Genomic DNA, 17,922 nt, shown 5'->3' on the forward strand with positions numbered 1-17,922 from the left:
TGACTCGGCACATCTTCATCGCTTCAATTCGAAGATGCTGTCGATCTCGACCGGGATACCCATCGGCAACGTGTATACCCCTAGCGCGCTTCGAGCAGGAAGCTTGTCTTGCCCAAACAATGTCAGCAAGAGGTCACTGGCACCATTGGCTACTTGCGGATGCCGGGTGAACGACTGATCGGCGCGCACGTACACGGTCAGCCGGCTGCATCTGTCGATGTTGTCGAGCCCGCATGCCTGATCGACGCACGCCAGGATCATGAGCATCGTCAGACGTGCAGCGTGCTGAGCCCTTTCCAGAGACACATCGCCGCCGACTATTCCGACGATCGGCTTGCCATTCTCGAAGGGCCCGAGACCGGAGACATAGAGCTGACTCCCCGAAATGGAGACCGTTCGATAGGAGCCGAGCGGGTCGATGGGCGGCGGCAATTCGAGGCCCGCTTGTGCAAGGCGTTCGGATACGTTCATGTTCGGCTCAGAGTGACGTGATGGAACCATAGAGTAACTCGGTCGATTCTGTTCGATGCAGCGGTACGAACGACGACTTCAGCTCCGTTCCGCCCCCGCGCCACGGGCAATCAGGAATTGATCCAACTGCTCGAACGTCTCCGGCATCGCCTCGTCCATTCCTTCGATGGCGATGTCGAGTGCTTCCTTCGACGGATAGAGTTCGCGCATCACCAGCAGCGTCTTGCCATCCTTCTCCTCGAAGGTCACCGTCGTGACGGCGCCGTCCTCGCTTTCCTCGTTGGTCCAGACGAGGCGGGCATTCGGCACGACTTCGAGGTATCTGCCGAAGAACGCCATGGGCGCCGCCGCCCTGGGATGCGCAAACTCCAGACGATAGCCGCCGCCGACACGGACATCCTGTTCGCAAGAAAGCAGTGTCGCGCCGCTCGACTTCGGCACCCACCACTGCCTGAACAACTCGGGCGTGGTCCACGCTTCGAACACGAGCCGCGGCGGCGCGTCGAACATTCGCGTGATGACCATCTCGCGATCGGACTTTCGCTCCGTCGTAGTACGGTTGTTCGCGCCGCCGGGCTCATTCTCTCTGCTTGCGACCATCGCGTTTCTCCTTGCGTTTGAGTTCCTCGATGACGGTGTCCAGCGCGTCGAAGCGCGCGGCCCACGTCTGACGGTAGTTCTCGATCCAGGCCGACTCTTCCTCGAGGCGGCGCGAGCCCAGCCTGCAGGTGCGCACGCGCCCCACTTTCTCCGTGGTGACGAGCTCCGCCTGCTCCAGTATGCCGATGTGTTTCCTCATACCGGTCAGGGTCATGTGAAACCGCTCGGCGAGGTCGGTGACGGACGCATCGGCGCGCATCAACTGCTCCAGCACGCCGCGCCGGGTGGGATCGGCCAACGCGGCGAACGAAACGTCGATTCGGGTTCTTTCAGAATACTGAGCCATATGGTTCAGTATTGCATGTCTGTCGAAGGCAGGCAAGGGGACGCTCTCGTGACGCAAAATCAGACTCATGGGTAACTCGCCGGAATCAGGGGTAAGCAGGATGTCAGCGAGGCGCGGATACTTGAACCGTGGCTTAAGCAACGGATCTCGTTCAGGCATCGCTCATCGAAGGACAATTCATGACCCAGCTCGCTCACCCAGCTCATTCGCTGCTCGCTGAACTCGACGGCTTTCACGTCGAGTTCAATTCCGCCGATTCGCGCGCCGACATCGTTTTGGACCGGCCGCCGTTCAATATCGTGTCGATGCATCAGCGCGAGCAATTGCGTCTGACGTTCGAAGCGCTCGACGCCAACGACGCCGTGCGGGTGATCGTCGTGCGCGCCAAGGGCGAGCATTTTTCCAGCGGCGGCGATATCAAGGGCTTCATCGAGGCATCGCCCGAGCATGTGGCGAAGCTCGCGTGGAATATCGCGTCGCCGGCGCGTTGCAGCAAACCGGTCATCGCGGCGAATCGCGGCTATTGCTTCGGCGTCGGCTTCGAGCTGTCGCTTGCCTGCGATTTCCGCATCGCAACAGAAACCACGCTCTACGCGCTACCCGAACAGAAGCTCGGGCAGATTCCCGGCTCGGGAGGCTCCGCGCGCCTGCAGAAGATGGTGGGCATCGGCCGCACGAAGGACATCGTGATGCGTTCGCGCCGCATCACGGGATCGCAGGCTTATGAATGGGGCATCGCGACGGAGTTCGTCGCCGACGCCGAACTGGAAAGCGCCACGGATTCGCTCGTGCGCGAACTGCTCGCGTTCTCGCCGCTCGCGCAGCGCACCGCGAAGAAGCTTCTGAACGACACGGAAGATGCGCCGCTGTCGGTCGCCATCGAACTGGAAGGGCTCAACTACAGTCGCTTGCGCAGTTCCGACGACTTCCGCGAGGGCGTGGAAGCGTTTCATGAAAAACGCAGGGCCGCGTTCAAGGGCTCCTGAACCGGAGCGGGTTTAAACTCGACCGAAAATAAGCCGCGCAAAGCGGCAGCGGCATGGAGTGAGGCAAAACGAGTGTCTAGTGCGATCAAGATCTATCAGGGACGTTTTGGACGAGTGGCGCTGCTCGACATGGATGCGCCGCTCATTCAGCACGCGCATCATCACTGCCATCTTCTGATCAAGGCGGCAGGACCGGACACGTTCTTCGCCGTTCACGATGAACTCCAGCCGCTGACCGGCGACACCGCGGTGCTGATCAATCCGTGGGAGCCGCACGCGTATCGTCATATCGAACATGCCGAGCAGCGCACGGTGATTCTCGCGATGTATATCGAGCCGGACTGGCTGACCGCCATTCAGCATCCGCTCGTGAGCGGCGGTCATCCGCGCTTCTTTCCGCAGTCGTGCGTGCGCATGTCCAACCATGCGAAGAAGCGCGCCGAAGAGCTCGCGATGGAGATGTGGTGGGCGGACAGCGTCGCCGCCGAGCGTCTGGAGGGGCTCCTCTTCGAGCTGATGCTCTCGGTGATCGATCCGAGCCGAAGCTGGCACGAGTCGTCGCGGCAGATGGAGTTGGCGGGCCGGCGTCCGAACGATCCGCGCATCCGCAAGGCCATCGCGTATCTGCGTGAGAACACGGGTGCGGAACCGGACATGAATCGGCTGGCGGAACATTGCGGGCTGTCGCGCGCGCATTTCTTCGCGCTGTTTCATCGTTGCACGGGCGTGACGCCCAACGTGTATCTGAACGTGCTGCGCATGGAAACGGCGATCAACGATTTATCCGCGGGCGCGCATTCGCTGACGGACATCTCATACGATCTTGGGTTTTCGGCGCCCGCGCATTTCACGCGCTTCTTCAAGCAGAACCTGGGTATCACGCCGAGCGAGTATCGCCGTGTGGTGCAGTTGTACGAAGCGGATTCCAGGCAAGTACAGATCTGAGCGATGACACATCCTCGCGCACGCGATCTCACGCGTGCGTTGAACTGTCGCGTCTGTCACTAACGCTTGCCTCGCGAAAAAGCATCGGACTGTAAGGTAATTCGCCCGACAGCTTGGTAAGCGGTTTTGCGCAGTCGGGCAGTACATTGAATCGACGATGCGATGTGTCTCGCCGCAAGTGCGAGACACGCTCTTACTGAACATCGCGCACAGCCATGCAGGAGACACGTGTGAGCGACACCGATACCGACATCGCCCTGAAGGAACGCCAGACGCCCGCGATCGCTTCCGGTCGCGACGAAGCGCAAGCGTCCACTCGCCCGTTTGTGGGCCGCCCGATGCAACGCCTGGAAGACCCCGCGATTCTCACGGGCCGCGGCCGCTACGGCGACGACATCGCCATCAAGACAGGCACGCTGCACGCCGCCGTGCTGCGCTCGCCTTATGCGCATGCGGAGATCAGAAGCATCGACGTGAGCGCCGCGCTCGCGCACAAGGGCATTCGCGCCGTGCTCACGCGCGACGATGTGCGCGCATGGTCGCAGCCGTTCGTCGTCGGCGTGAAGTCGCCGATGGAGCACTGGGCGCTCGCGATGGATCGCGCGCGCTATAGCGGCGAGCCGGTGGCCGTGGTGATCGGCGAAACGCGCGCCATCGCCGAGGACGGGCTCGATCTCGTCAAGGTCGACTATGCGCCGCTGCCGCCGGTGGTATCGATCGAAGCGGCAGTCGCCGACGATGCGCCGGTGCTTCACGAGAAGATCGGCAGCAACGTGGTCAGCGACCGCAGCTTTCGTTATGGCGAGCCGGAAGCGGCGTTCGACAACGCGCCGCATCGCGTGTCGATCACCACGCACTATCCGCGCAACACGTGTGCGCCGATCGAATGCGGCGTCGTGATCGCGGAATGCCTGCCGGGCAACGAAGGCTATGACGTGACCTCGAATTTCATGGGGCCGTTCTCGCTGCACGCGGTCATGTCGATGGCGCTTAAAGTGCCCGCCAATCGTCTGCGTCACAAGGCGCCGCGCGATTCGGGCGGAAGCTTCGGCGTGAAGCAGGCGGTGTTTCCGTATGTCGTGCTCATGTGCCTCGCGTCGAGAAAATGCGGCGCGCCGGTGAAGTGGGTGGAGGACCGCCTCGAACATCTGAGCGCGGCGACCTCCGCGACGGCGCGCTTGGCGACCCTCGAGGCCGCCGTCGAACGCGACGGGCGCATCACCGCGCTGTCCTACGATCAGATCGAGGATTGCGGCGGCTATCTGCGCGCGCCGGAGCCCGCCACGTTCTATCGCATGCATGGATGTCTGACGGGCGCATACGACATTGCGAACCTGCTCGTGCGCAATCGCGTCGCGCTGACGACGAAGACGCCGACCGGACTCGTGCGCGGCTTCGGCGGCCCGCAGGTGTATTTCTCGCTGGAGCGTCTGATTCAGCGCATCGCGGACGAATTGAAGCTCGATGTGCTCGATGTCTATCGCCGCAACTTCGTCAGGGCCGATGCGTTTCCGTATCGCGCGGCAGCGGGCGCGTTGCTCGATTCGGGCAACTATCAGGAAGCGCTGCGGCGTGCCTTGGCGCAGGGCGACCATGACGAACTGAAGGCGCGCCGCGAGATCGCGCGCAGCGAAGGGCGGCTGTATGGCATCGGTTTCGCGGCGATCGTCGAGCCGTCCGTATCGAACATGGGTTACATCACGACGGTCATGCCCGCCGAAGCGCGTCGCAAGGCCGGCCCGAAGAGCGGTGCGATCGCGAGCGCGACCGTGAGCGTCGATCTGATGGGCGGCGTGATCGTCACCATTGCATCGACGCCGGCGGGGCAAGGGCATATGACCGTGTGCGCGCAGGTCGTCGCGGATGTGCTCGGTCTCGATCCGGCGGATATCGTCGTGAACGTCGAATTCGACACGCAGAAGGACGCGTGGTCCGTCGCGGCCGGCAACTATTCGAGCCGGTTCGCCGGTGCGGTCGCGGGCACGGTTCATCTCGCCGCGACGCGCGTGAAGGACAAGCTCGCGCGCATTCTCGCGAAGCAGTTTTCTTGCACGGAGCGGGACGTGTGTTTCGAAGGCGGACGCGTGTACATGCGGCAGGCACCCGAAAAAGCGTTGCCGTTCGCACGCGCCGCGAGCAACGCGCCGCATTGGTCGCCCGCGCTCCTGCCCGAAGGCGAGGAGCCGGGGCTGCGCGAAACCGTGTTCTGGAATCCGCCCAACATGACCCCGCCCGATGACGAGGATCGCATCAACACGTCCGCGTGCTACGGCTTCGCGTTCGACATGTGCGGCGTCGAGATCGATCGCGCGACGGGACGCGTGCGTATCGACCGCTATGTGACCGCACACGATGCGGGCACGCTGCTCAATCCCGCGCTCGCGGATGGCCAGATTCGCGGCGCGTTCGCGCAGGGCCTGGGCGCGGCGCTGATGGAAGAGTTTCGTTATGGCGCGGACGGCAGCTTTCAGTCGGGCACGCTCGCCGACTATCTGATGCCGACGACATGCGAGGTACCCGATCCAGTCATCGTCCATCTGGAAACGCCTTCGCCATTTACGCCGCTCGGCGCGAAGGGACTCGGCGAAGGCAACAACATGAGCACGCCGGCCTGCATCGCGAATGCAGTGGCCGATGCGCTCGGCGTGGCGGACATTCGCCTGCCGCTCACGCCGGCGAAGGTCATGGCGATGATCGGCATCGACGATCCGCCGCCGTCGCGGCCCGAGTATCGCGAGGCCGCGCCGGCGAAGAAGCCGGTGAGCGGCGGCGGCAAGGCGCTCACCGCGCAGGGCACCGTCGAACTCGAAGCGACGCCCGAGGCCATCTTCGCGGTCTTGATGAACCCCGAGGCGCTCGCGAAGGTCGTGCCGGGCTGTCATGCGCTGGAGACCATCGGACCGAATCAGTATCGCGCCGATGTGACGGTTGGCGTCGGCATGATCAAGGCGCGCTTCGAGGCGAAGATCGGTCTCTCCGACATCGATGCACCGCGTAGCCTGCGTCTCGCGGGCGCGGGCATATCGCCGCTCGGCAGCGCGCAAGGCGAAGGCCTCGTCAGGCTGGAGCCGACCGCGAAAGGCACGCTGCTCGCGTACGACTACGAAGCGCAGGTGTCGGGCAAGGTCGCGGCGGTCGGCGCACGCATGCTCGAAGGCGCGGCGCAGGTGGTATTGCGGCAACTCTTCGAATCGCTTGGCAGACAGGCATCGGGCGAGGCCGTGCGCACGAATGCATCGTGGCTCGGACGCATGCTCGCGAAACTGCGGAGGTCGTCATGAAGCCCGCGCCGTTTGCCTATCTGCGCGCGCAGGATACGCGCCACGCGCTCGACGCGCTTGCGCAGGCCGGCGCCGACGCGCGCGTGCTCGCGGGCGGCCAGTCGCTCATGGCGGTGCTCAACATGCGGCTGGCGCAGCCGCGCTGGCTCATCGACATTTCGCGCACCGCGGAACTGAACACGGTGCGCGTGGAGTCGGGCCATCTCGTCGTGGGCGCGGCGGCGACGCAAGGCAGCGTCGAATGGCGCAAGACGCTCGACGATGAAGTGCCGCTCCTGCGCATGACGTTCCCCCTTATTTCGCATTTTCAGATCAAAAATCGCGGCACCGTATGCGGCTCCATCGCGCATGCGGATCCGAGCGCGGAACTGCCGCTCGCGCTGCTCACGCTCGGCGGCGACGTCACGCTACGTTCCGCGAAGCGCAAGCGCACGTTGAGCGCGGCCGATTTCTTTCAAGGCATGCTGATGACCGCGCGCGAGCCGGATGAACTCGTCGAGTCCGTGCGTTTTCCGCTGAAGAAGCCTGGGCAACGCTTCGGCTTCACGGAATTCTCGGCGCGTCATGGCGATTTCGCGCTGGTCTCGTGCGCGGCCCTCGTCACGGACGATTCGATCCGCATCGGCGTGGGCGGCGTCGCCGACAGGCCCGTGCTCGAGTGCCTGCCGCGTCTCGAAGGCGACGATCTGCGCGGCGCACTGAACGATTTCAGTTGGAAGCTCGGCGCGCGCGACGACGCGAATGTCAGCGCGTCATATCGACGTCATCTCGTGCGCCAGCTCGGATGGCAAGTCATACAGGAGGCGAAGTGAGAAAGACCCAACACGCAGGTTCCGGCGATGCATTGCGCTTCGCGCTTGCAGAAGACACATCATGCGCCGTGACGCTGGAGCTCAATGGCGTCACGCGTCGCGGCGCATGCGAAACGCGCGAGCTGTTGTCCGATTTTCTGCGTCATGAGCTGGGCGCGACCGGCACGCATGTCGGGTGCGAGCATGGCGTGTGCGGCGCGTGCACGGTGCTCGTCGATGGCGTCGCGGCGCGTTCGTGCCTCATGCTCGCGGTGCAGGCGGACGGACGGCGCATCGACACCGTGGAAGGACTGTCCGCGTCGGCGCAGACGCTCGGCGATCTTCAGGAAGCGTTCGCGCGTCATCATGCGTTGCAGTGCGGCTTTTGCACGGCGGGCATCCTGATGTCGTGCACGGACTTCCTGCAGCGCGTGCCGAATCCCGATGAACACGAGGTGCGCGAGATGTTGTCCGGCCATCTGTGCCGATGTACGGGCTATACGCCGATCGTCGCGGCGGTGCTCGACGTGGCGAAGCGGCGGCAGGCGCATTCGCGTGAAGAGGAGGCGAGCCATGTTTGATCTCGGCCGCACGTTCATGCAATCGGTGGAGCGCAGCCCGCATGCGCTCGCGCTCGTCGACGGCGATATCGCGTTCACCTATGCGCAATGGTTCGACGAAATCGCCAGGGTCGGGACAGGTCTCCGGGCGCTCGGCCTGACGCGCGGCGATCGCCTGCTGGTCGCGCTGCAGAATCGCTGGGAGATGGCGACGCTGCACTGGGCGTGTCAGTTCACGGGCATCGTCATCGTGCCGTTGAACTGGCGTATCAAGCCCGAGGAGCTCAACTACAGCGTGACCGATGCGGGCGCGCGCGCGATCGTCTATGAAGGCGTTTCCGCGCAAGCCGTGACGCAGAGCGCGGCGGCGCAGGATATCGCGCGCATCGGCCTCGACGACGTCGAGGGTGCGACGCATGCGTTCGATGTGCTTCGAGCGTGCGCGCCTGCGCAGCTTGCCACGGAAGCGTCGGCCGACGACTACTCGGTGATGCTCTACACCTCCGGCACGACCGGCATGGGCAAGGGCGTGCCGCGCAGGCATCGGCATGAGCGAGCCGCCGCGCTCGCGCACGTCGCGCAGAATCTCTATCGGCACGGCGAACGCACGCTCGGCGTGATGCCGCTCTATCACACGATGGGCGTGCGCTCGCTGCTCGCGATGGCGCTCGTTGACGGACTCTTCGTCTGCGTGCGGCGATGGAATGCGCAACTCGCGCTCGACTCGATCGAAGCGCATGCGTTGACCTGCCTCTATCTCGTGCCGACGCTATATCACGATCTGCTCGCCGTGCCCGGCTTTTCGAGCGCGCGCACGCGTTCCGTCACGAAGCTGGGATTCGCGGGCGCGCCGATGAACGACGGCCTGCTCAAGCGCTGCTCGGCCGCGTTCGAGCCCGAGCTCTTCGTGAATCATTACGGGTCGTCCGAGGTGTACACGTTCAGCATCGATCAGGACGCGACGAAGAAACCCGGAAGCGCGGGACGCGCGGGCCTCAACACGCGCCTGCGCGTCGTGAAGCTCGACGCCGCATCGCCCGGGCAGCTTGCATCGCGCGGCGAGGAAGGGCAGATCATCGTCGAACTGCTTGGCGATGAAGCCTTCGAAGGCTATTGGAACCGTCCCGATGCGAACACGAAGTCGTTACGCGACGGTTGGTACTTCACCGGCGATACCGGCTATCTCGATGCGGACGGCGATCTCTACGTCACCGGCCGCGTCGACGACATGATCATCAGCGGCGGCGAGAACATATCGCCGGTGGATATCGAATCGGTACTGTCGCTGCATCCCGCCGTCGATGAAGTCGCCGTCGCGGGCGTGAAGGACGAGCGCTGGGGCCAGAAAGTAGTCGCGTTCGTCAAGCGGTCACATTACGTCGACGAGCGCGCGCTCGACGAGTTTTGCCGCACCTCGGACCTCGTCAACTTCAAGCGTCCGCGTGAATACGTGTTTGTCGATCAGATACCGAAATCGCCCGTCGGAAAGATACTGCGACGCAAGCTTTCCAGCGGCGAATACGAGCCGGAGCGATAGGAAACGCCCGTCGCGAGGCATCCCGGCAGGCGAGACGTAAAAATCATATAGATAGGTATCCAAATTAAAATTTGGACATGGAGATCGGAAATGGACGAAGTATACCGGCGCGATGAAGTCGCGCAAGATGTGAAGGGAAGTCAGGTGGCGGTCGCCGTGATGGCATCGTGCCTCGGTTGGGCGCTCGATCTGTTCGACCTGTTCGTCGTGCTGTTCGTGGCACCGGTGGTGGGGCATCTGTTCTTTCCATCGTCCAATCCGATGCTTTCGCTCGCGGCTGTTTATGCATCGTTCGCCGTCACGTTGTTGATGAGGCCGCTCGGCTCCGCGATCTTCGGTTCCTTTGCCGATCAACACGGACGCAAGCGCGCAATGGTGGTGTCCGTCGTCGGCGTTGGTGTTTCGACGGCCGCATTCGGCATGTTGCCGACCGTCGCACAGGTAGGCATCGTCGCGCCCGCGCTGTTTCTCTTGCTGCGTCTCGTGCAGGGCGTGTTCGTCGGAGGCGTGGTTGCATCGACGCATACGATCGGGACGGAGACGGTCAGTCTCAAGTGGCGCGGTGCGGTGTCCGGGTTCGTCGGCGGCGGTGGCGCGGGACTTGGCGCGTTGCTCGCATCGCTCGTCTATCTGGCGACGACCGCGATCTTTCCGGGCGCGGCGTTCGAAGTGTGGGGCTGGCGCTGCATGTTCTTCGCGGGCATCGTGAGTTCCGTGCTCGGCGTGTTCGTCTTCAACAGGCTCGAGGAATCGCCGCTGTGGGCCGAACTCGCTGCACGAAAGAAGGCGGCCGCGCGCGCGAAAGGTGCCGCGCAGGAAGGACCGGTCGCTTCGCCGTTACGCGTTTTGTTCTCGAAGAAGTATCGCTCGATCCTTTTCGTGAACCTGTTGCTGACTGTCGGCGGAGGCAGTGGCTATTACCTGACGTCAGGATACTTACCGACGTTCCTGAAGGTCGTCACGCATACGTCGGCGACGAGCGCGGGATGGATTCTGATGTGGTCGAGCGTCGCCGTGGTGATCGCATCGACGGCGGCGGGACATCTGAGCACGCTGATCGGACGCAAGCGCAGCTTCATCTGGCTCGGCGTCGCGCGTCTGATCTGCTTTCCGCTGCTCTATCTCGCGATGCCGCATGCGGACGGCGTGTGGCTCATCGGCTTCTATGCGATCGTGTTGAGCGCGCTCGGCAGTGCAGGCTATGCGCCGATCCTCATATTCCTGAACGAACGCTTTCCTACGTCGATACGCGCGTCAGGAACGGGCTTGTCGTGGAATCTGGGCTTTGCAGTGGGTGGCATCATGCCGACGGTGGTTTCCGTGGTCGCGAAGTCACCCGTCGATTTGCCGGTCGTGCTCGCGGTCGCGCTTGTCGTGATCAGCGTGCTGTTTCTCATCGGTGCGTTCATCGTGCCTGAAACGATGGGTCGTCTGAACGAAGAAGACTGAAAGATTCGACCCGACTGCCGCGGATTGCGCGGCAGTCGGGTTCATTGCTTCTGCGTATCGGCATCGCCCGCCAGTTGTCTCTGCAATCCATCCAGTACGACATCGGTATATCGATCGAAGCTCTGTTCGAGCGCGCGATTCGTTCCTCCCTTCCATCGCACGATGAACGCCTGATTCGACATGCGCGTCATGTTCGCGGTCAACAGCGGAAACTCATCGCGATCGAGCTCCTCGAAGCGCACGCGCAGCCTGTCCTCCCATTCGTCGCGCTCATCGGCGCCGTGGCCGGCGAATTCGAGCGTGACGAATCCGACCATCGCGGTGATCACGGTGTTGTAGACGTGAATCAGTTCCTCCGATTTGAAGCCCGCGGACAACAGCGTTCGAAGCACCGCCTCGACCATCACGGGATTCATACTCGCGTTCGAGATGATCTGCGAACCGAGCAGCGGCGCGACGTTCGGATGCCGCGCGACCGCGCGACGGTAGCGATGAAACAGTTCTTTCAGCCAGTCGCGCCAGCGCCCGGCGGGAAGCGGCCCGGGAATGAGATCGCCTAGCGCGCGCGTGATGACTTCGACCAGCAGTTCGTCGCGGCTCGTGACGTACCAGTAGATGGCGGTGGGATAGACGCCGAGCTCGCGCGCCACATCGCGCAGGCTGAAGTTTGCATAGCCCTTCGCGTCGATCAGCGCGAGCGCCGCCTCCACGACGCGTTCCCGCGAAAGCCCCTGGTCGCGCGCGGAGCGCCCCCGTCGCTTCTTTTCCGGGGCTGCCTCTTCCTTTTTCCTCAACGTGACTTCCCGAGTTTGAGTTCGATCGAGCGTCACTCTACTGCAATCGGTGGCGACATGCGACAGGTGCGGGAAAACCCGGCAATTCGCTCGCTTGCACGATTTAATTGTACGGCGTACAGTAAATGCAAATCGACGGCACGGACATCGCGGGCGTACCCGCTTTCTGTCCGGAGAGGGTGACGCTCATGCGAGCGGCGCGACATTCATTTTGATTAGTCATACTACATAAAGGATTGGTCCATGAAGCCCAAGGCTCTTACCTTTGATTACTTCGGCACGCTCGTAGACGTGACGACGGGAGGCATACGCGGCATCGAAGCGGTGTTGCAGCAGCTCTCTCTCGATCCGGCGAAGTCCGCCGCCGATGTCTATCTCGACTGGGACATGCGCGCGGTCCAAACCTACAGGAGCCACGCGTATATGCGATATCGCGTGGTCGCGCAGCATGCGCTCACGGGCTGTCTGGAAGCGCTTGCGGAGGGATGCACCGACGGCCGGGACATGGCGGCGCTGACCGAACTGCTGCTCACGCATCTGGTGGAGTCCTCGCCGCCTTTCGACGACGCCGTCGCTTTCCTCGACTGGGCCCGTGAACATTTTGCGCTGATGCCCATCACGAACATGGATACGGACCTATGGAAACGTAGCCGCCTCGTGCGCTACTTCCCGCAGGTGACGACGGCCGAGATGGCGCGGGCCTACAAGCCTTCCGAGACGATCTTCAAGACCGGGCTCGCGACGCTCGGCCTGAATGCCGACGAGATCTTCCATTGCTCGATCGGCACCTGGGCGGACATCGACGGCGCGAAACCGCTCGGCATCCGGGTCGCGTGGATCAATCGCGGCAACGAGCGTCTGGGCGACTGGCAGGCGCGTCCGGATCACGAATTCGCCACGCTCGAACCGGTGCGCGGCGTGCTCGAACGTCTCATCGACCGGTGACAGGAGCACGATCATGCAAATACCAGCAATCAAGACCCTCGTTCTATGTCTGAGCGTGGCGTGCGCGGCGCCGGCCGTCCATGCGGACACGCTCGTGAAGATCGGAGTGGCAGGACCGTTGACGGGCTCGCAGGCCGCGAGCGGCAAGGACAATGAACGCGGCGCCAGGCTGGCGATTGATGACCTGAACGCGAAACATATGACGCTCGGCGGCCAGCCGCTCAGGTTCGAGCTCATTTCGGTGGACGACGAGTCGGACCCGAAAGCCGGCGTGACCGCCGCGCAAAAGCTCGTGGACAGCGGGGTGATCGCGGTCATCGGCCACTGGAATTCGGGCGTGACGATTCCCGCGTCGAAGATCTACAACGACGCCAAAGTGATCATGATCACGCCCGCGGCGTCGAACCCGGCGTTGACCGTTCCGGGCTATCCGTACGTGTTTCGCCTCACCACCGACGACAACGTCCTCGGCGCGAGGATGGCCGATTACGCGGCCAATACGCTGCATCTGAAGCGCGTCGCCGTGATAGACGATCGCACTGCCTATGGCTCCGGCGTCGCGGATGTGTTCGTCGCCACGGCGAAGAAGCTCGGCATCGACATCGTGACGCGCGAGTACTCGACCGATCACACGGTGGACTTCAAGGCCGTGCTGTCGAAGATCAAGCCGGCGAAACCGGACGGCATCTTCTACGGCGGCTACTACGGTCAGGCCGCCTATCTCGCCCGGCAAATGCGCGATCTCGCGGTCAGCGGCGTACTGATGGGCGGCGACGGGCTGTGCGTAGGCGAATTTCCGCGTCTCGCGGACGGCGCGCTCGACAAGAAAATGTACTGTCCGCAGGGCGGCACGCCGCTCGGCGCGTTACCGGAAGGAAAGCGTTTCGAGACGCGCTTCAAGGCCGCTTACGGCGTGAATCCGGATCAGAAGGGACCGTCGTTCTATGCAGCGACGATGATGATCGGCGACGCGATCTCGTCGGCGCAGTCGCTGTCTCCGGAAGCGCTCGACAAGACGCTGCATCAGACCACCTTCAATACGCTGTTCGGTCAGGTGCGGTTCGATCAGCGCGGCGAATGGATCAAGGCGCCGATGACGGTGTACTGGTCAGCAGGCGGATCGATCGTGCCGGTCGATTGAACGCGGGAGGGAAACCGATCATGAACGAACCTCGAACAATCCAGGAAGCGTATGTCCACTGAAAACGCAGTATCGCCACAACTCGACGTGGAAGGTCTCGGCCGTGCCGCGGAGCGCGCCGCCGGCGTCTTCGCGGAGTCGAACCCGAAAAGCGCCGCCGCCCATCTCGATGCGCTCGATGTCATGCCCGGCGGCAACACGCGCTCGGTGCTGTTCTATGCGCCTTTCCCGCTGACGATCGCGCGCGGCGAAGGCAAGCGCCTGTGGGATCTCGACGGCCACGCCTATACCGATTTCCTCGCCGAATACACGACGGCGATGTACGGCCACAGCCATCCCGTGATACGCGCGGCGATCGTGGAAGCACTCGACAACGGCCTTAACCTGACGGGACACAACACGCTGGAAGTGCCGCTCGCGCGCCTGTTGCGCGAACGCTTCGAATCGGTCGAGTCCTTGCGCTTCACGAACTCGGGAACCGAATCGAACCTGATGGCCATCGCGGCATCGCTCATCTTCACGGGGCGCAGGAAAGTCGTCGCGTTCACGGGCGGATATCACGGCGGCGTGCTGACCTTCGGCGGCGGCAACAGTCCCGTGAACGTGCCGCACGAGTTCATCGTCGCGTCGTACAACGATCTGGCCGGCGCGCAACGGATCTTCGCCGCGCATGGCGACGAAATCGCCGCGGTCATCGTCGAACCGATGCAGGTCGCGGGCGGATGCATCGTCGGCGAACCGGCCTTTCTCGAAGGCCTGCGCGATCTGACGCAGCGTCACGGCGCGCTGCTGATCTTCGATGAAGTCGTGACCTCGCGGCTGTCGGGCGGCGGGCGGCAGGCGCTGCTCGGGATCAGGCCCGACCTCACGACGTTCGGCAAGTACATCGGCGGCGGCATGTCGTTCGGCGCGTTCGGCGGCCGGGCGGACGTGATGGCGCAATTCGATCCGCGCAGGCCCGGCGCGACGCCGCACGCGGGCACGTTCAACAACAACGTGCTGTCGATGTCGGCGGGTCACGCGGGTCTGTCGCGGCTCTATACGCCGGGCGCTGCCGCCGCGCTCAGCGAAAAGGGCGAGCGCTTGCGCGCGCGACTGAACGGACTGTGCCGCGAGCGCGGCGTGGCGATGCAGTTCACGGGTATCGGATCGTTGATGAACCTGCATGCCGGCGTGCATCCGATCCATTCGGTGGAGGACTTCATCGAAGGCGAATCGCCGCTCAAGGACCTGTTCTTCTTTCACATGCTGGAGCGCGGCTGCTATGTCGCACGGCGCGGCTTCATCGTGCTGACACTCGCGCACGACGAAGGCGATCTCGAGCGCTTCGCGCAAGCGGTGGCGTCGTTCGTCGAACGTCATGAAGCGCTGTTGCGCGCACGCTAGATCATTCATGGAGACATCGTTGAATTCCGCTCAGTCACCGGCCGAACCGAAGCGTCTGCGCAGCCGCCGCTGGTTCGACGACCCGTCGAATCCCGGCATGACCGCGCTCTATCTCGAGCGCTACATGAACTTCGGCATCACGCGTGAGGAGTTGCAGTCGGGCAAGCCGATCGTCGGCATTGCGCAGACCGGCTCGGATCTCGCGCCGTGCAACCGGCACCATCTCGAACTGGCGAAGCGCGTGCGCGACGGCATTCGCGACGCAGGCGGCATTCCGCTCGAGTTTCCCGTGCATCCGATCCAGGAAACCGGCAAGCGTCCGACGGCCGCGCTCGACCGCAATCTCGCGTATCTCGGTCTCGTCGAAGTGCTGCACGGTTATCCGCTCGATGGCGTCGTGCTCACGACCGGTTGCGACAAGACCACGCCCGCCTGCCTGATGGCGGCGGCGACGGTCAACATTCCGTCGATCGTGCTGTCGGGCGGACCGATGCTCGACGGCTGGCATCGCGGCAAGCTGGCGGGGTCGGGCACGGTCGTGTGGGAGGCGCGCAAGGAACTCGCGACCGGCCAGATCGACTACGACACGTTCATGGAGAAAGTGGCTTCGTCCGCGCCATCCGCCGGGCATTGCAATTCGATGGGCACCGCGCTTTCGATGAACGCGCTCGCCGAGGCGCTCGGCATGTCGCTGCCCGGTTGCGCGTCGGTGCCCGCGCCGTACCGCGAGCGCGGCTGGTTCGCCTACGAGACGGGCAGGCGCATCGTGCCGATGATCGCCGAGAACCTGCGGCCGTCGGAGATCATGACGCACGAGGCGTTCGAGAATGCGGTCGCGCTCGCGGCGGCGATCGGCGCGTCGTCGAATTGCCCGATTCACATGATCGCGATTGCGCGTCACATCGGCGTGCCCCATACGCTCGACGACTGGCAACGCGTAGGCGCGCAGATTCCGTTGCTGGTCGATTGCCAGCCGGCCGGGCGCTTTCTCGGCGAGGCGTTTCATCGCGCCGGGGGCGTGCCTGGCGTGATGCGCGAGCTGCTGCACGCGGGCCGGCTTCATCGCGATGCGATGACCGTGACGGGACGCACCCTCGCGGAGAATCTCGCCAACATCGCGGTGCCCGACCGCGAGGTGATTCGCGCCTTCGATACACCGCTGAAAGCAGCGGGCGGTCACGTCGTGCTGAGCGGCAATCTGTTCGATAACGCCGTGATGAAAGTCAGCGTGATCGACGCGCGCTTTCGCGAGCGCTTTCTCTCGAACGCCGCCGATCCGGACGCGTTCGAGGTGAAGGCAGTCGTCTTCGAAGGCCCGGAGGACTATCACGCGCGCATCGACGATCCTGCGCTCGACATCGACGAACACTCGATCCTGGTCATGCGCAATTGCGGCCCGGTGGGTTATCCGGGCGGCGCGGAAGTGGTCAACATGCAGCCGCCCGCCGCGCTGATCCGGCGCGGCATCGACACGCTTCCGACCATGGGCGATGGCCGTCAGAGCGGGACGTCGGGCAGTCCGTCGATTCTGAACGTGTCGCCGGAAAGTGCGGTGGGCGGCGGCCTCGCGCTGCTCAGGACCGGCGATCGCCTGCGTATCGATCTCGGCGCGCGGCGTGTCGATCTGCTCGTATCCGCCGATGAACTCGCCGCGCGACGTGCCGCGTGGAGGCCTCCAGAACTCGCGAACCAGACGCCGTGGGAAGCCATCTATCGAAGCATGGTGGGGCAGCAGGGCAGCGGCGCGTGTCTCGAACCGGCGACGCTGTTTCTGAACATCGTCGAGGCGCGCGGCGAAGCGCGCGACAACCATTGACGGAGAGCGCATGAATCGACTGGACGGCGCGCAAGGGCCGCGCGTGGGCATCGTGACGGGCGCGGGCTCGGGCATCGGCCGTGCGGCTGCAATCGAATTGCTGCGCGACGGCTGGTCCATCGCGCTGCTCGGCAGGCGGCGCGAGCCGCTCTTCGAGATCGCGCAAGCCCACGAGTTCGCGGGCCGCGCGCTCGCGCTATCGTGCGACGTGTCGGATGCGACGGCGGTGGCTTCGTCGTTCGATGCCGTCGTCGCGCATTTCGGCCGGCTCGACCTGCTGTTCAACAATGCGGGCGTCGGCAATCCGCCCGGGCCTTTCGATGCGTGGACAGCGGAGCAATGGCGCGCGGTCGTCGACGTGAACCTCAACGGCATGTTCTTTTGCCTGCAACGCGCGTTCCGGATCATGTCGGCGCAGATGCCGCGCGGCGGCCGCATCATCAATAACGGCTCGCTGTCGGCCTGGGCGCCGCGGCCCAATTCGACGGCCTACACGGCGACCAAGCACGCCGTCACGGGCCTCACGCGCTGCGCGTCGCTCGACGGCCGCGCGCATGACATCGCCGTCGGTCAGATCGATGTCGGCAATGCGCATAGCGCGCTGGCATCGCAGATGGCGCACGGCGTGCCGCAAGCGAACGGCGAGCTCGCAGCCGAGCCGCTGATCGACGCGGCGACAGTCGGGCGCTCGGTCGCGTATCTCGCGAGTCTGCCGCTCGATGCCAACGTGTTGTTCCATACGATCATGGCGACAAAGATGCCGTTCGTCGGCAGAGGCTGATCCGGCTGTGTGCGCGCTGCGCCGGTCCGCGCCGACCTCAACTCGATAGGCTCGGCTCGCTGCAAAATCGTCCAATACTTTTCGCAATGGAAT

At 64.0% G+C, this 17,922-nt stretch carries 16 protein-coding genes; 12 read left to right on the forward strand and 4 right to left on the reverse strand.

Annotated elements, in window-relative coordinates:
* Positions 1-15 precede the first annotated feature (15 nt).
* From PQR08_RS09870 to PQR08_RS09880, 3 genes are all read right to left on the reverse strand, one after another.
* The gene (locus PQR08_RS09870; protein WP_250487365.1) at positions 16-471 is read right to left on the reverse strand and encodes a RidA family protein; all 456 of its coding nucleotides are present in this window, start codon (positions 469-471) and stop codon (positions 16-18) included.
* Between the two features lie 78 nt (positions 472-549).
* Positions 550-1,071 (reverse strand): SRPBCC family protein, encoded by a 522-nt coding sequence (locus tag PQR08_RS09875; RefSeq protein ID WP_250487366.1) that lies wholly within the window; start codon positions 1,069-1,071, stop codon positions 550-552.
* Positions 1,049-1,486, reverse strand: a complete 438-nt coding sequence (locus PQR08_RS09880; protein ID WP_250487367.1) for an ArsR/SmtB family transcription factor — start codon at positions 1,484-1,486, stop codon at positions 1,049-1,051. The genes PQR08_RS09875 and PQR08_RS09880 overlap by 23 nt, the downstream gene beginning before the upstream one ends.
* A 110-nt stretch (positions 1,487-1,596) precedes the next feature.
* Between PQR08_RS09880 and PQR08_RS09885 the strand changes: the two genes are divergently transcribed.
* From PQR08_RS09885 to PQR08_RS09915, 7 genes are all read left to right on the forward strand, one after another.
* Positions 1,597-2,403 (forward strand): enoyl-CoA hydratase/isomerase family protein, encoded by an 807-nt coding sequence (locus PQR08_RS09885; RefSeq protein WP_187603509.1) that lies wholly within the window; start codon positions 1,597-1,599, stop codon positions 2,401-2,403.
* A gap of 72 nt (positions 2,404-2,475) precedes the next feature.
* The gene (locus tag PQR08_RS09890; RefSeq protein ID WP_061173616.1) at positions 2,476-3,348 is read left to right on the forward strand and encodes an AraC family transcriptional regulator; all 873 of its coding nucleotides are present in this window, start codon (positions 2,476-2,478) and stop codon (positions 3,346-3,348) included.
* Between the two features lie 281 nt (positions 3,349-3,629).
* Positions 3,630-6,629, forward strand: coding sequence for a xanthine dehydrogenase family protein molybdopterin-binding subunit (locus tag PQR08_RS09895; protein WP_250487424.1), 3,000 nt, complete (start codon positions 3,630-3,632; stop codon positions 6,627-6,629).
* Entirely contained in the window at positions 6,626-7,441 is an 816-nt protein-coding gene (locus tag PQR08_RS09900; RefSeq protein ID WP_250487368.1) for an FAD binding domain-containing protein, read from the forward strand. The genes PQR08_RS09895 and PQR08_RS09900 overlap by 4 nt, the downstream gene beginning before the upstream one ends.
* Complete coding sequence (locus PQR08_RS09905) at positions 7,438-8,001, forward strand: (2Fe-2S)-binding protein (protein WP_408161270.1); 564 nt, start codon at positions 7,438-7,440, stop codon at positions 7,999-8,001. The genes PQR08_RS09900 and PQR08_RS09905 overlap by 4 nt, the downstream gene beginning before the upstream one ends.
* Positions 7,994-9,517 (forward strand): AMP-binding protein, encoded by a 1,524-nt coding sequence (locus PQR08_RS09910; RefSeq protein ID WP_250487369.1) that lies wholly within the window; start codon positions 7,994-7,996, stop codon positions 9,515-9,517. The genes PQR08_RS09905 and PQR08_RS09910 overlap by 8 nt, the downstream gene beginning before the upstream one ends.
* Before the next feature lie 90 nt (positions 9,518-9,607).
* Positions 9,608-10,966, forward strand: a complete 1,359-nt coding sequence (locus PQR08_RS09915; protein ID WP_035498085.1) for an MFS transporter — start codon at positions 9,608-9,610, stop codon at positions 10,964-10,966.
* 41 nt (positions 10,967-11,007) lie between these two features.
* Here the strand turns inward: PQR08_RS09915 and PQR08_RS09920 are convergent, their stop codons facing one another.
* Positions 11,008-11,676 carry a TetR/AcrR family transcriptional regulator gene (locus PQR08_RS09920; protein WP_250487370.1) on the reverse strand — a complete coding sequence of 223 codons (669 nt, stop codon included), beginning with the start codon at positions 11,674-11,676 and terminating at the stop codon, positions 11,008-11,010.
* Positions 11,677-12,003: 327 nt separating this feature from the next.
* Here PQR08_RS09920 and PQR08_RS09925 point away from each other — a divergent pair, with 327 nt between their 5' ends.
* From PQR08_RS09925 to PQR08_RS09945, 5 genes are read left to right on the forward strand one after another with little or no spacing between them, the layout of a single operon-like run.
* The gene (locus tag PQR08_RS09925) at positions 12,004-12,705 is read left to right on the forward strand and encodes an HAD family hydrolase (protein ID WP_250487371.1); all 702 of its coding nucleotides are present in this window, start codon (positions 12,004-12,006) and stop codon (positions 12,703-12,705) included.
* 13 nt (positions 12,706-12,718) lie between these two features.
* Complete coding sequence (locus tag PQR08_RS09930) at positions 12,719-13,846, forward strand: branched-chain amino acid ABC transporter substrate-binding protein (protein WP_238211789.1); 1,128 nt, start codon at positions 12,719-12,721, stop codon at positions 13,844-13,846.
* Between the two features lie 51 nt (positions 13,847-13,897).
* Positions 13,898-15,232, forward strand: coding sequence for an aspartate aminotransferase family protein (locus tag PQR08_RS09935; RefSeq protein ID WP_250487372.1), 1,335 nt, complete (start codon positions 13,898-13,900; stop codon positions 15,230-15,232).
* Positions 15,233-15,239: 7 nt separating this feature from the next.
* Entirely contained in the window at positions 15,240-17,048 is a 1,809-nt protein-coding gene (locus tag PQR08_RS09940; RefSeq protein WP_250487373.1) for an IlvD/Edd family dehydratase, read from the forward strand.
* Between the two features lie 10 nt (positions 17,049-17,058).
* Positions 17,059-17,829 carry an SDR family oxidoreductase gene (locus PQR08_RS09945; RefSeq protein WP_250487374.1) on the forward strand — a complete coding sequence of 257 codons (771 nt, stop codon included), beginning with the start codon at positions 17,059-17,061 and terminating at the stop codon, positions 17,827-17,829.
* Positions 17,830-17,922 lie beyond the last annotated feature (93 nt).

This window comes from Caballeronia jiangsuensis, assembly GCF_046030135.1.
In the GTDB taxonomy this organism is placed as follows: domain Bacteria; phylum Pseudomonadota; class Gammaproteobacteria; order Burkholderiales; family Burkholderiaceae; genus Caballeronia; species Caballeronia jiangsuensis.